At 65.5% G+C, this 13647-nt stretch carries 8 protein-coding genes and 1 pseudogene; 6 read left to right on the top strand and 3 right to left on the bottom strand.

The window, feature by feature from the left end; translation table 11 throughout:
• Positions 1–233: 233 nt before the first annotated feature.
• Positions 234–1179 (bottom strand): annotated as a pseudogene (locus tag GR303_RS16940) (IS630 family transposase).
• Positions 1180–2601: 1422 nt separating this feature from the next.
• Between GR303_RS16940 and GR303_RS25180 the strand changes: the two are divergent.
• Positions 2602–5535, top strand: a complete 2934-nt coding sequence (locus GR303_RS25180) for a bifunctional diguanylate cyclase/phosphodiesterase (protein ID WP_161724150.1) — start codon at positions 2602–2604, stop codon at positions 5533–5535.
• A gap of 35 nt (positions 5536–5570) precedes the next feature.
• On the opposite strand, the gene GR303_RS25480 is transcribed toward GR303_RS25180, so the two are convergent.
• Complete coding sequence (locus GR303_RS25480) at positions 5571–5882, bottom strand: VOC family protein (RefSeq protein WP_425487120.1); 312 nt, start codon at positions 5880–5882, stop codon at positions 5571–5573.
• Complete coding sequence (locus GR303_RS25485) at positions 5851–5982, bottom strand: hypothetical protein (protein WP_425487121.1); 132 nt, start codon at positions 5980–5982, stop codon at positions 5851–5853. The genes GR303_RS25480 and GR303_RS25485 overlap by 32 nt, the downstream gene beginning before the upstream one ends.
• Before the next feature lie 179 nt (positions 5983–6161).
• On the opposite strand from GR303_RS25485, the gene GR303_RS16950 reads away from it, so the two are divergent.
• From GR303_RS16950 to GR303_RS16970, 5 genes are all read left to right on the top strand, one after another.
• Positions 6162–9878 (top strand): DEAD/DEAH box helicase, encoded by a 3717-nt coding sequence (locus GR303_RS16950; RefSeq protein ID WP_201752110.1) that lies wholly within the window; start codon positions 6162–6164, stop codon positions 9876–9878.
• Between the two features lie 133 nt (positions 9879–10011).
• Positions 10012–10692 (top strand): hypothetical protein, encoded by a 681-nt coding sequence (locus tag GR303_RS16955; RefSeq protein WP_161724152.1) that lies wholly within the window; start codon positions 10012–10014, stop codon positions 10690–10692.
• Positions 10693–11215: 523 nt separating this feature from the next.
• Positions 11216–12811, top strand: coding sequence for a site-specific integrase (locus tag GR303_RS16960; protein ID WP_161724154.1), 1596 nt, complete (start codon positions 11216–11218; stop codon positions 12809–12811).
• Positions 12812–12836: 25 nt separating this feature from the next.
• On the top strand, positions 12837–13124 hold the full coding sequence (locus GR303_RS16965) for a hypothetical protein (RefSeq protein WP_201752111.1): 288 nt from the start codon (positions 12837–12839) through the stop codon (positions 13122–13124).
• Positions 13125–13228: 104 nt separating this feature from the next.
• The gene (locus GR303_RS16970) at positions 13229–13519 is read left to right on the top strand and encodes a hypothetical protein (RefSeq protein WP_161724156.1); all 291 of its coding nucleotides are present in this window, start codon (positions 13229–13231) and stop codon (positions 13517–13519) included.
• Positions 13520–13647 lie beyond the last annotated feature (128 nt).

Here is a 13647-nt window from a genome sequence, read left to right on the forward strand (position 1 = left end):
GGCGCAAAGGCAGTTCTTACGGCCCGCGCGAGCAGGGCCGCTATGCGGCGGAGTTCTACACCACGGTCAAGACCGCCTACACCTTCGACGGCAACGGACCCTACGTGCCGAAGACAAAAGGAAGCGAATAGCTTCAGGCGACCATCGAAGACTGCCGTGCTGCGACGGAGTGCCAGGACCTGGATACGTGTTCAGCAGAATGTCTATGCCCTGGCGCTTAGAGTGGATTCGATTTAGACGGGCTCATATCCGCAGTTCCTGAGGTAGTTCCGGCACTCCTCAGGCGAGAACGCATCAAGCAGTTCACCAATGGTGGTCCAGAGCACCTCCTTGGTGCGTGCGCCCGCTTTGCGCAGGAGCGCCTTGATCTTGGAAAAGAGCGGCTCAATCGGATTGAGATCGGGACTGTAGGGCGGCAGATACAGCAAGCTGGCTCCAACGGCTCGGATTGCCTGCTCAACGCCCGCCACCTTATGGGCAGCCAGGTTGTCGAGCACGACCACATCGCCAGGCGAGAGGGCTGGCGCCAGCATCTGCTCCACATAAGCCTTGAAGATCTCGCCTCTCATTGGACCGTCCACGACGAGCGGTGCGATGATCCCGTTCTCCCGCAGGCCCGCCACAAAGGTGGTGGTGAGTCAGTGTCCGTGCGGAACAGCATCGACGACCCGCTGTCCGCGCGGCGCCCTGCCGTAGCGGCGGGTCATGGTGGTGGCGGTGCCCGTCTCGTCCAGAAACACGAAGCGGCTCGCATCCATGAAGCGCTGCCACACTCGAAAGCGGCGACGCTCTTGCGCTACATCTGGCCGGTCCTGTTCGGCTGCCCGGAGCGTCTTTTTTGTGCGTCAGGTTCATACGCTTGAGCATCAGATGAATGGTCGAGAGCGCCTGCACCACGATCCCGCGGGTGTAGAGTTCGGCCTGGATCTCTGCCAGCGTGATGCCGGACTTGGCGTCCACCAGGGAGCGCAGCAGATCCTGATGCGGCTCGAGCACAGGGCGGAGTTGGCCTCCAACCCGGTCCGGCTTGGTTGAGCCGGTCTCCCGTAGCCGCTGCATGAGCTTCACAGCGGCCGAGGGACTGACCTCATAACGAGCGGCCACCTGACGGATCGAGCTACCCTTCTCAACCGCCCGCACGATGCGCCGGCGCAGGTCCTGGGACAATGGTGTGGTCATGGCGAGCCTCTGTGCTCACGCCCCTGACCACCATCGAGTCAGATCTTCCGATTCCGTTCAACCCCAAACCGCTCTAGGGCCGGGAGCGCTCGAGAGGTCGAAAACACCTGCGGGAGACTGACCATGTCTGTCGTTCCTTCGAACAGTGCCACAGCCTCGCACCTAGCAGCGCAGATCGGCAGCGCCGTCGCCAATGCTCTCCAGCGCTGACATGCATTAGGACGCCAGCAAGCGCCCTGATCCAGCATCCGATTGTCATCGTGTCCCCGAACCTGCCTGCTACGGTTCCTAACGGCTTCCAATAGTCGTGATCGGCATGGGACGAGCGGCGACGGGGCAGCGCTGGTCCGGGCTGGCGGCGGCTCCGCGATCGTCAGCGGATCACGTCGTGGCCCTCCGCATCAGGGACGTGGCACTCAGCCCGTGGGACCAAACCGGTTCGACTAAGACGAATGGGCGCTCGGGGCGGTACCGCCCCCTGAGGAAGGTCGGGCCACACCGATAAGCCGGCCGGCGCGCGTGTTACTGCGTGATCGTGGACGCCGCAGCCTCAATGGGACAGTCTAGGCGAACTGGCCTGCGACTGCGAGCATGTCATCGGTCATGAGATGACTTGTGCGGAGGTGAACCTGTCCGCGGGTGGGACCCGGTCGGCTTCTAGCACGTCGACGTCGAGATGGGACGCTTGTGATCGACGGCACCGGTTTCGGTGTCTCAGGCGAAGGCTGGTGTGGCAGTCCGAAGATCTTCGGCTGGTTACCCATTGGCACAAGGCCCACGGCCAGCCGGATCCGATCCATCTGAAGCTGAAGGATTCAAGCCTGCATGGAGCGTCCGAGCACCGAGTCTTTGACGTTCCCTTGCAGCGCCTCAAATCGGCAGCGTGGGCGATTTGGTCAGCACGGTGGAGCGCGGCAAGGAGACCCGGCAGCATCAAGCGTGGGATCTGCGGCAAGCATGGGGGGCACGGACCCAAGCCAAACGCGTCGTGATCACCCCGGACCGGCTGTCGGACGCTCCACCGCGGGATATCCACATCGGCCGCCACCGCGAAGATCCCGGCTGCTCGGATGCAAGGAGAAGGCCATGCCCCAGGAGTCGACTCCGACCCAGGCCGCCGGAGTGTCGGATGCGGGTGGACAAGCAGACGGCCTCCTGTCCCGGCAATCCCTCCACCCGGCCAGCGCAAGGGCGGCTGGTGACGCATCTGGATCCACCCGGTGGGAGACCCGTTCGTGACGATCCCGGCGCAGCGCTCCGCGCGACACGGCGCCGCGCCGGGGTGGAAGCGCGTCTTGTGGCTTGGTGCTAGCCTCGATTCCCAATATTCGGGCAGGAGGCACCGGGATTAAGCTTCGGTTAGCCTACGGGCTGGATAACTCCAGCCCAGCCACAAGAAACTCTGCCGCGGGGGCGGTCACGATGCTGGAATGCGCTGTCGAGAAAGGGGTTCCTCCCTGGAGGGACGCTGACCGTCTTGCGGCGCTCAGAAGCTTTGGGATCCTGGATACCGAGCCTGAGGCTGCCTTCGACGACGTCGTCAAGCTGGCGGCGGAGATCTGCGGCGCCCCGGTAGCCGCCGTGAACTTCATCGACAGGCACCGCCAGTGGCTCAAGGCCGCCGTCGGCGTCGACGTGCGGGAGACCCCTCTCGACATGTCGATCTGCATCCATGCGATCCGTCAGCCCGGGCTCTTTATCGTGCCGGACGCGGCGGAGGATCCCCGGTTCCGCGGCAATCCCGCGGTGCTGGCCGAGCCGGGCGTCCGCTTCTATGCCGGTGCCGTACTCTCGACCGAAGAAGGCCTGCCTCTGGGGACCGTCTGCGTGGTGGACTATGTCCCGCGGCCGCAGGGCCTGACCGATGGTCAGGCGGAAGCCCTCTACGCGCTCGCGCGAGTTGTCATGAGGGAGCTCAGGATCAGACGCGACAACCGCATCCTCGTTTGGCGCGAGCGGGGGACCAACGCGATCGCGGATGCCCTGCCTCACATGGCCTGGATCGCGCGCTCCGACGGGCATCACGAGTTCCGTAACAAGCGGTACCACCAGTTCACGGGAGCGCCTCCGGGCACCATCGACGGTGACGGCTGGAAGAATGTCGTCCACGGCGACGACCGGGAGCGGGTCCTGGCCGCGTGGAACCATGCGGTTCGGACGGGCGAACCCTACGAGGCGGAGTATCGCCTGCGGCACCATTCCGGCGCATACCGCTGGGTGCTGGCCCGGGCCCTCCCGATTAAGGGGCAGGCGGGCCAGGTCGACCGTTGGATCGGGACCTGCACCGATGTCCATGCCTGGAAGGAAGCGGAACGCCGGGTCGCGGAAAGCGAGGAGCGCCTGCGCCTCGCTGTCGAAACCACCGGGCTGGGCATATGGGACGCGGATCTCGTCACCGGCAGGCGGCAGTGGTCCGCCGAGGCCCGGACGATCCTGGGGATCGGCCCCGAGGTCCCAACCACCCGCGACACCTTTCTGGAGCGGATCCACCCCGAGGACCGCGCCCGCATGGATGGCAAGTTCTTCGCGCACGATCCGGCCAGCCACCTCGCCTACGACGACGAATGCCGCATCCTCCGCGCCGACACGGGTGAGGAGCGCTGGGTCGCCGTGACCGGACAGACCCTTTTCGACGGAGACGGCCGCGCTGTGCGGAAGATCGGGACGATCCAGGACGTCACCGAGCGCAGACGAGCCCAGGACGCCCTGCGCGCGAGTGAGGAACGGCTGCAGCTCGCCCTGCAGGCCGCGCGCATGGTCGCCTGGGAGCAGGACCTCGTGACGAACCACATCTCCCGGTCCGGCAACGCGTTGGAGCTGCTGGGAGTCGCGTCCGGGCCACTGGAGGAGTTCCTCGAGCGCGTGCCCGTGGAGGACCGGGCGCACCGGGAGCGGTTTCTTGAGCGGATCCGCGCGGAGGGGGCGGACACCATGGAGTTCCGTTACACGCTACCCGAGGGCAAGACCCTGTGGCTGGCCTCGCGGGCTCAGCGGACGGACGGCGATCGGGTGGTGGGCGTCACGTTCGACATCTCCGACCGCAAGGCGGCCGAGGAGGAGATCTGGCGCACGGCGAACCATGACGCGCTCACCGGCCTGCCCAACCGGGTCCTCTTCCAGCGCTGCCTGGAGCAGGCCCTGGCCCAAGCCCGCCCGCGCGGCACGGGCGTCAGCCTCCTTCTGATCGATCTGGACGACTTCAAGGACGTCAACGATACCCTGGGCCACGACGCCGGTGACGCGCTGCTCCAGGAGACCGCCGCGCGCCTCGCCGGGACGGTGAGGGACGGTGACACGGTCGCCAGGCTCGGGGGTGACGAGTTCGCTGTCCTCGTCGTCGACACGCAGGCCCATCCCGTGACAAGCCTTGCGGAGACGATCACCAAGCGGGTCCGGCAGCCGTTCACCTACAACGGCCGGATGATCGTCAGCCGGGCGAGCATCGGGATCGCCTCGTTTCCGGAACACGACGCCGCGCCGGCCGAGCTGATGAAGGATGCCGGTATCGCCCTCTACCAGGCCAAGAGGGAAGGGCGTGGCCGTGTGGTGACCTACTCCGCCGACATGCGCACGGCGGCCGAGCAGCGGCTCGCCTTGCGAAGAGAGGTCAAGGAGGCAATCGCCCGGGACCAGCTGCTCCCGTTCTATCAACCGAAGGTCTGCCTCTCGACAGGACAGGTTGTCGGCCTGGAGGCCCTGGCACGGTGGCAGCACCCGACGAAAGGCCTTCTGACACCTGGCGCGTTCGCGGCCGCCTTCGACGATCCCGAGCTGGTGACCGCCTTCAGCAAGCGCCTGATCGGCAAGATCGCCTCCGACGTCCGGCAATGGCTTAAGGTGGGCCTGAACCCCGGCCGTGTCGCCGTGAACCTCTCGAGCGCGGAGTTCAGCCAGCTGGACCTCGCCGACGAGGTGCTGCGCATCCTGAGGCTGGCGAAAGTCCCGACCCAGCACTTCGAGGTGGAGGTCACCGAGAAGGTCCTTCTGGATGGCCGCTCCGGGCTGGTCCTTGACACGCTCGAACGGTTCCACCGGAAGGGCGTCCAGGTCGCCCTCGACGATTTCGGCACCGGCTATGCGTCGCTGACGCACCTGAAGGAGTTCCCCGTCGACCACATCAAGATCGACCAGAGCTTCGTCCGCGGCCTGGGACTGAACGGAGACGATGCCGCCATCGTGGCCGCCGTCATCACCCTGGGCAGGAGCCTGAACCTGGAGGTGACGGCCGAAGGCGTGGAGACAGAGGAGCAGGCGCGCCGGTTGCGGGAGATGGGGTGCGACCGGGCCCAGGGGTACCTCTACGCACGCCCGATGCCCGGCTCCGAGATCCGTGCCCTCCTGCCCCGGATGCGCTAGCCGGGGTCAGATTCTCCCGGGAACGCTGAGTCGATCTACTTGGCCCAGGAAGCATTCTGCAGGATGACACGGTATCCATCAGGGTCCTCGAACGTTGTGCCCGCGCGGTCCCAGAAGGGATTGCATGAGGGGACCGGAACGTGTCCGGGGTCCCGCATACGTTGGATCCCATGCTCCCATGTGGTGCGATCGGGCAAGTAGAACACCAACAGACGGTCCTGCGTTGGAGCACGTCCTGCAGCATGCTCATGTTGACGGGTAAACTCCAGATGCCACTCCGCATTCGGGTGGCCAAGCATCACACCGTCAAACCCATCATGGTCCTCGAAGCGGGAGAGCACGACCATTGGCAAGCCCGTCCTGGTAGAAGCGGACGACTTCGTTCAGCCTCTCAGTCGGCCTGACGATCCTCAGCCTTGCGTTCTGCATGTCGTCTCCTGCCCTCATTCCGCCTGACGTACCAAGCCGCAATCATGCTCTGAGAGCGAACCTCTTAACGATCAAGTGCAACAGGTTCCACAGGGGCAGGATCGGGTCGCAAGGACATTATGAACATGAGCTTCTCTGGCGTCTGGTTCGGGGAGGGCAGAGTTGGCAAAAGCACTGAGGGTCGAAGCGGATTTGACATGCGGAGCTTCGCAGCCGACATCCTAGAAAACGGCTATTCGAAGCCGGACGAGATCGGGTACTGCATGCCGGGGCAACGTCCGTATTTTCAGAAGAAGATCACAGAGCTCAAAACGCTGTTCGAAACCTCCCGCGATAACTGCGCCGTCCTGGAGGCGCTGGCCGATGAGCTGAAGCACCGCAACGTGCCGAAGGCCCGCGATCTAGCGGCTGAGGTCGAAGACGCCTTGGTGCACCTCAGAAAAGCCGAGATCCAGGCGGTAGGAGTCGGCGGATCGCAGCGCCCGACACCCCGGAGGGCTGCACCCGAGCCGTCGCCGAGCGCAACCGTCCTGCCCTTTCCACCTCGGCCGGCCCCTGAGCCGCCAGCCGACGAACCGCGCTCCCACAGACCAGCGGAACCAAGTGAGGCTCCGAGGCATAAGGCGGTTCCTCCGACAGAGGACCTGGGTCCGCTGCCCAAGTTCCCGAGCCCCAAGGGCCCTAACGAGCCACGGGCCCTGCTCGCCGTATGGACGGCGCTGGAAGCCCTGTCGCCCCAGACCTACCGGAAGCCGGAGGATCTGGCTGCCGGCGACCGCCGGTGTGTTGCCGACCTCACCGCTGGGCAGGTGCCGTGGGGGACGGGCGAGCGCTCTCGTCCCAACAAGAAGCTCTATTATCAGGTGGTCCTCGGGGCGATCGCGATGGATCGGGCGACCGACGAGCTCATGAAGGCCTTCGGAACCGACGAGGAGCGCAGCCGCCGGGAGCGGGAGAAGGCGGCGATCGCAGCGGTGCTGGTGGACAAGGACGGCTTCGTGCTCGAGGACAACGCCATCGCCGTGTCCTCCTTCGCATGGGCCCTGCCACATGCCCTGAAGCTCAACCTCGGGGGACTCGGGGCATGGCCGCGGGTCGAACGGACCCTGCTCGACCGTGTCGACCAGATCGTGAGGCGCAAGGACGCTGACGGGAGGCCGCTGCCGCTGGACTTGGCCACTGCCCGACGGGCGCACGATTGGCTCGTCGCGCAGTTCCAGCTTCCCGCACACCTCGTCGAGAAGCCGACGTTCGCCCTACGGGTTTATCACTACTACAAGTCCAAGACGCCGCCGGAAGCCTCGCTCCTGAACTCCTTCTTCCTGGCCGACCTCGCCAGGGCATCCGAACTCGTAGGCAACGGCAACGCGGGTCCGGGCCTGCGGCGCTATCTCGGCATGGAGCATTCCGGCAAGACTGAGGATGTCCTCGCCGACCTGAAGCTCATCGAGCCTGCGGTCGCCCCGGCCCAGATGCCTCCGTCGCGCTGGCCGTCACACGGTGGGCACCCGCTCGTGCTGCTCCAGCAGGCCGCCGTGAACCTGGCTCGGTCCGAGCTTGGAGGCGGCGGTGGCATCATGGGCGTCAACGGCCCGCCCGGCACCGGAAAGACGACGCTGCTGCGCGACTTGGTCGCGAGCTGCGTCGTCGACCGCGCCGCCGCCATGGTGCGGTTCGATGATCCGGCTTCGGCCTTCACAAGCTCGGGACAGAAGATATCAGTCGGAGGCAACGCGTTCCTCCACCTCTACCGGCTCGATCCCAGCCTGAAGGGGCATGAGATCCTGGTCGCGTCGAGCAACAACAAGGCCGTCGAGAACGTCAGCCGCGAGTTGCCCCTGAAGAAGGAGTTCGGCCGGCCAACCGAGATCGCCTACTTCCGCTCGATCAGCGACCGCCTCGCGAACTCCGTCGGACTCGATGACGACGATGTGGATGCCGCCGTCAAGGCCGTCGAGACCTGGGGCTTGATCGCCGCCGTGCTCGGGAACGCGAAGAACCGGGCTGCCTTCCAGCAGAAGTTCTGGTGGGACGAGGAGTTCGGCTTCCGCGTCTATCTCAAGGCCGCCAAGGGGGAGTCTGTCGTCCGCGAGATCAAGGATCCCGTGACGGACCGGGTGATCGAACGGCGCACGCCCGAGGTGGTCGTCCGGGAGCAGCCGGCATCCGGAGATGCGGCCGCCGCGCGCTGGCGCAAGGCCAGATCCCGGTTCAAGGCGCTGACGCGGGAGGTCGAGGCCGAGCTCAAACGCCTGGAGGAGCTGCGGACTACCTGCCAACGCCTGCCCGGAGAGCGCGACAAGCTCGCCAAGCTCGAGGAGCAGCACGCAGCGCTTGAGCGGCAGGGTGCGGATGCCAGAGGCGTCCTCGATGCGCGCACCTCCGAACACGCGAAGCTGTCCGATGAGGTCAGGCGCCGGGAGACCGCCCAGGCAAGCCATGCCCTGTTGCGCCCCGGATTCTTCGCGCGCCTGTTCGGCACCGCCAGCTGGAGGGCGTGGTCGAGAGAGGCGAAGGAATTTGCCGACCGTACGAAGGAAGCCCAGGGAAGGGCGGCGGCGGCAGAGAGGGTGAAGGCCGACGCCCGAGCCGCCTCCGACGCCTTGGCTGGCAGAGTCTCGGCCTCGGCGAAGGATTTAGCAGGCCAGAAGGATCTCGTATCCCGGCTCCAGCAGGCGGTCGACAAGGGCCGGGCGGAGATCGGCGACAGGCTCATCGATCAGGGCTTCTTCGGCGGCGATCACGAGAAGATCCATCTGACGGCTCCGTGGCTGCCTGATGCCCTCCAGCGCAAGCGCGAGGAACTCTTCATGGCTGCCCTGGCGGTCCAGAAGGCGTTCGTCGACGCCTCGGCCCAGAAGGTGCAGCATAACCTGGGTGCCCTAATGAGCGCCTTCACGGTGGGTGCGTTCTCGGAGGAGGAGAAGAAGGCGCTGCTGGGCGACCTGTGGTCCACGCTCTTCATGGTCATCCCGGTCGTGTCGACTACGTTCGCGTCTGTCGACCGGATGCTCGGCGACCTGAAGCCGGGTAGTCTGGGATGGCTCCTGATCGACGAGGCCGGGCAGGCCCTGCCGCAGGCTGCCGTCGGGGCGATCATGCGGGCGAAGCGGTCGATCGTTGTCGGGGATCCGCTCCAGATCCCGCCAGTGGTCTCGCTGCCCGACCGCCTCACCGCCGAGATCTGCACGTTCTTCAAGGTCGACATGGCCGAATGGGCGGCTCCGATCGCCTCCGCGCAGACGCTCGCGGACAAGGCCTCCAAGACGAAGGCGTCTTTCAGGTCGGACCAGGGCAGGCGGACTGTCGGGGTGCCGCTGCTGGTGCATCGTCGCTGCCAGGACCCCATGTTCATGATCTCCAACGAGATCGCCTATGCCGGCGAGATGGTGCATGCCCCGAAACCGAAGGATCCTGGGCCCGTCGGCAGGCTGCTGGGCCCGTCCTGCTGGTTCGACATCGACGGGACGGCGGAGACCAAGTGGTGTCCCGACGAGGGCGAGATCGTCGTCCGGATGCTGAGAGCGGTCGCCACAGCCGGCATCACGTCGCCGGACATCTTCGTGATCACGCCGTTCAAGATCGTCGAGCAGGAGATGCGCCGGCGGCTCGAACGAGAGCGGAACATCTTCTCGACGTTTCAGGCACAGCCTGACGAGTGGGCACGGGACCGTGTCGGCACGATCCACACCTTCCAGGGCCGCGAGGCCGAGACGGTGATCCTCCTGCTCGGCGCTCCGAACGCGGGCCAGCATGGTGCGAGGAGATGGGCCGGGTCCGGTCCCAACATCCTCAACGTGGCCGTCACACGCGCGAAGCAGAACCTCTATGTGGTCGGTTCATACGGCGCCTGGTCCGGGATCCCGAACTTCAGCGAGATGGCCCGGCTGCTGCCGCGGATGCGTGTGTCATGAGAGCACGGCCGCTTCCGACCCAGGGGCATGGGGGCTTCGAATACAGGCGGCCTTGTCGCGGAACTGGCCCGGGCAGGACGTCGCGGCGCGTCATGGTCTCCGGGCGGGTCCTCCGCTCCGCCAGGGAGTTCCCATGAACAAACGTGATGCTGCTGGGGTGGAAACGCCTGCTGGCGCCGACCTCCTCCATCCGTCGTTCCTCTACTATGGGGAGACGATTGCAAGGCCGTTTCCTCTGATCCTGGTGATTGGCCGCGAGCCCCAGGTCGACAAGCCTGTCAGCCCAGGAGCAGGCACATACGATTTCAGGGGCAGTCCCAGATGCGCCTTCTGGAATTCGGCGGCGGGATTGGCCGCTCGCTACAGCGGCGTTCCCGGGATGACGACGGCAGCCATCAAGCGCGAGTTTCATGCCGCCCGGGCTGCGCCTCTGGTCTTCGCCGACGCCCTTCCGATCGGCCTCTCGGACAAGGTCCCGCCTCGCGACAAGGCCCGGCTGCGTCGCGCGGTCCCGAAGGCTGCGATCGACCGACACCTCGCCCACGTCCTCTGCATCGAGGATCGCCCCGACGTCCAGGTGCGATCCCTGATGGACAGGGTTGAGTTCGTGATCCTCTCTGGTCATGCCGCTCCCGGATTTGAGTATGCATCGGATATGCTGATCAGGCACCTTGAGGGTCTGGGGGTTCCATTCGTCAGGACCGCCTTCCTCTTCGGATCGAACATGCCAGGGATCCTGTCGGTGCTTGCCGCCTCGGGCTGGGACACGCGGTTCCGGAGCGTCATGCGCAGGTTTCGGGGCGGCGAACTGTAAGTTCCTCGACCGAAGGAGCCGTACTGAAACGGCCTCATGCACGACATCAATCGCTACCGCCCGTCAAGGTGACCATTGCCGCCGAGGCTCTCTCCCGTCCCAATCAGCCATCGCGGACGCCGAGGATGCGGCGGGAGTGTGCCGTGGCTACTTCGGAGGCGTTGGACGCACCGGCTGCTAGCGACGGCCGTGGCCCAACCAGGAGGAGATCGCCGGGGCCGCAGCGGTTTGGCGGACGTCCTCGTCCTGCCTTTCCAGGGCTACGGTGTTGCGTCGGCTTCGTCATCTGCTGGTTGGCCATCCGTCATCTGAACACCTGCCCTGTCTCCCCGGCCGAGGGCCGTTAAGCTAGGTCTGGGCCCCTGCTTTGGACGGGCGCCTGATCAGGCGCGGAGCAGCCGGCTTGGGAGCGCCGGCGGCGACGCTTCGCATTACGCACTAGGCGCTCTATCTTCAGCCGGAGGTTCATGGGCGGAGAAGCGGGGAGGTCATGGCGTCTCAACACAGTCCCGAGGACTACCGCATGATCTTCGCCCCGGACGACTTCAAGTGGTCTGGGGAGCGAGCTCCGGGCCTCCCAATCATCTGCGAGCGCGACGGATCCGTCAGCGAGCCGCTCCTCCGCTTTTTCGGATGGTCGTTCCGCTACAAGCGCACCGCGATCTCGTCCATGCGGGACGAGGCATACATCCTGCGGGAGTGGTGGGCGTATCTTGAAGGCCGGGGATGCCGCTGGGACGAAGTCGACGACCAGGTCATGATCGACTGGCGCGAGCGGATGAAGGAGGTGAACAAGAAGCTCGGGGCAGATGCTCGCCGTAGCAAGGATCTCCTGTCCGACCAGCGCATCGGCCGCAAACTCTCGACCGTGTTCACGTTCTACGAGAGCGCGGCCCAAGCGATGTTGCTGGACAGGGAACTGGTCGGCGCCAAAGGGCCTATCACTTTCCGGGCTGCGGACCGGGGCAAGGGCCGCGGCGGTGCCAGCATCCCGCCCCAAGCCACCGCACACGGCAGCGTGCGGGTGTGGCGCTGCGCGGAACCCTCAGGACGAAAAGCCACGAGACCGCCTACTCCCGACGACATGAGGGTGGCGTCTGTGTTGGCGTATCTTAGGAGCTCCGCCGAGCACCCGGCTATCGGGGACCGGAACTGGCTCATCGGACGTACTGAGGCCGAGGCCGGTCTCAGGCGCGATGAGGTGGCGAGATTTTCGGTGTTGGCATTGGAGGCTGGGCTGGCGAAGGAGGGGATTAAGGTTCCAAAGCCCGAGAATAGGGCAGAGGCTGTCCGCGCGGGTTGGCAGCCGCAACTCGGAGGCCTCGATGCGGTCGCGAACTGGGCCGAGGGCCGGCAGGCCGTTCTGGACGGGCTCGAGCGGCTGGAGCGACGCCACCGCACGAACATTTACATTACGGTGACGGGGAAGGGGCAGGTTACTCGGGAGGTGCCATTCCCGATCGGCCTTGTCCGGGACCTCTTGACGATCGGTATTTGGGAAGTTCGTCGGGACCAGCTTCTGCGGTGGAGCAACGCCTTGCAGCCGCCGGGCCCGGCGGAGATCTTCCTGTCCGAGAAATCAAGAGGCCCTCTGAAAGCCGACGCGATCGGCAACCTCCTCAAGCACGCTTTCAACGAGTGTGGGATCCAGGGGAGCGGCCATCGGCTCCGCGCGTTCTTTGCCACCAAGCTTGCCGAGCGTCTTTGGGCGGAGGCGTTTGCCGACAACCAGTTCCGCTGGGACCAGCGTGTCGAGAACTTCGTGCTCGACAGGGTGGCCGAGGCCCTCGGGCATGCCAAACCGACGACGACGTGCCGCCACTATCTCGATCTCGGCCGGATGGCGTACTTCAAGACCGGGTCCAAGTCCGTGCTCCGGGCCATGCGGCATGTCGTGAACGCGATGGCTGCGCACCACCGCCGAATACCGCCGGAGTTCTACGCCAACGTCGCCCAACTGGTCGAGCGCCGGGGTGCCGGTGTGCCCATCGATGCCTTGCTCAAGGCCATCCTGGAGGATCCGGACTACGCGTTGCCCTCTACAACCACAAGCGGTAGCCCTGCTCCGTTCAGCTTCGGTGACGCTCCCTTCCTTCACATTGTCCCTAAAAAGGAGTAATGTGTGAAAAAAGATCGGCGGCGAGATGGTGTCGTTGGCTGCCATCGAGGCGACGGTCCAGAGCCTGTGGCCGGACAACAGCCATGTGGTGGTCGCGATTCCCAATCCGCGCAAGGGCGAGCAGATCGTGCTCATCACCGACAAGGCCGATGCGGATCGTGACATTCTCCTCGCCCATGCCAAGGCCCAGGGCTTTCCCGAGCTCTGGATGCCGCGCTCCATCCTGGTCGCGAGCATTCCCGTGCTCGGATCCGGCAAGACCGACTATGCCGCCGCCGTGGAGATGGCCAGGCGCCTGCAGCCGATGCTCTAGGCGCCGCTTTGCTGCAGCCCGGACAAGCCCTGTAACAAAGCCCGGCCTGCCGCGTTGTCATGCGGGTGCCGTAGCGTAGGGGCTTCGGCTCGAAAGGGAGCACGATGAGAAGGATGGTCCTTGCCCTGGCGGTGATGGCATCAGCCTCCGCCGCTCATGCCCAGCCCCGGCCCATGACGCCGGCCATGAGTTGCGATCAGGCCCGCGGCCTCGTTTTCTCCCGCGGGGCGGTGGTCCTGGGGACGGGCGCTTACACCTACGATCGCTATGTCCGCGGTCGCGGCTTCTGCGAGATCAACGAGGTGACGGAACCCGCCTTCGTGCCGACGCGGGACACGCCGCAATGCCCGGTCGGCTATCGTTGCCGGGATCTCGACCTGTTCTTCAACGACTGAGCTTCGACCATTCCGGCTTGGTGCGACGCCGAACGCTCGGGCCCTGTTGAATTTATGACACACCGACGGGAATAAAACCGCTGCCTCGTTGAGAATGCTTATATTTTGAACAGATTGCCCGACCATTG

Source organism: Microvirga arsenatis, assembly GCF_009910705.1.
Lineage (GTDB): Bacteria > Pseudomonadota > Alphaproteobacteria > Rhizobiales > Beijerinckiaceae > Microvirga > Microvirga arsenatis.

Coding starts and splice junctions, on each gene's coding strand:
- GR303_RS25480 (WP_425487120.1), bottom strand. CDS start 5,882: ATGGTCGTGCTCTCCCGCTTCGAGGACCATGATGGGTTTGACGGTGTG.
- GR303_RS25485 (WP_425487121.1), bottom strand. CDS start 5,982: ATGAGGGCAGGAGACGACATGCAGAACGCAAGGCTGAGGATCGTCAGG.
- GR303_RS16950 (WP_201752110.1), top strand. CDS start 6,162: ATGCGGAGCTTCGCAGCCGACATCCTAGAAAACGGCTATTCGAAGCCG.
- GR303_RS25180 (WP_161724150.1), top strand. CDS start 2,602: ATGCTGGAATGCGCTGTCGAGAAAGGGGTTCCTCCCTGGAGGGACGCT.
- GR303_RS16965 (WP_201752111.1), top strand. CDS start 12,837: ATGGTGTCGTTGGCTGCCATCGAGGCGACGGTCCAGAGCCTGTGGCCG.
- GR303_RS16955 (WP_161724152.1), top strand. CDS start 10,012: ATGAACAAACGTGATGCTGCTGGGGTGGAAACGCCTGCTGGCGCCGAC.
- GR303_RS16970 (WP_161724156.1), top strand. CDS start 13,229: ATGAGAAGGATGGTCCTTGCCCTGGCGGTGATGGCATCAGCCTCCGCC.
- GR303_RS16960 (WP_161724154.1), top strand. CDS start 11,216: ATGATCTTCGCCCCGGACGACTTCAAGTGGTCTGGGGAGCGAGCTCCG.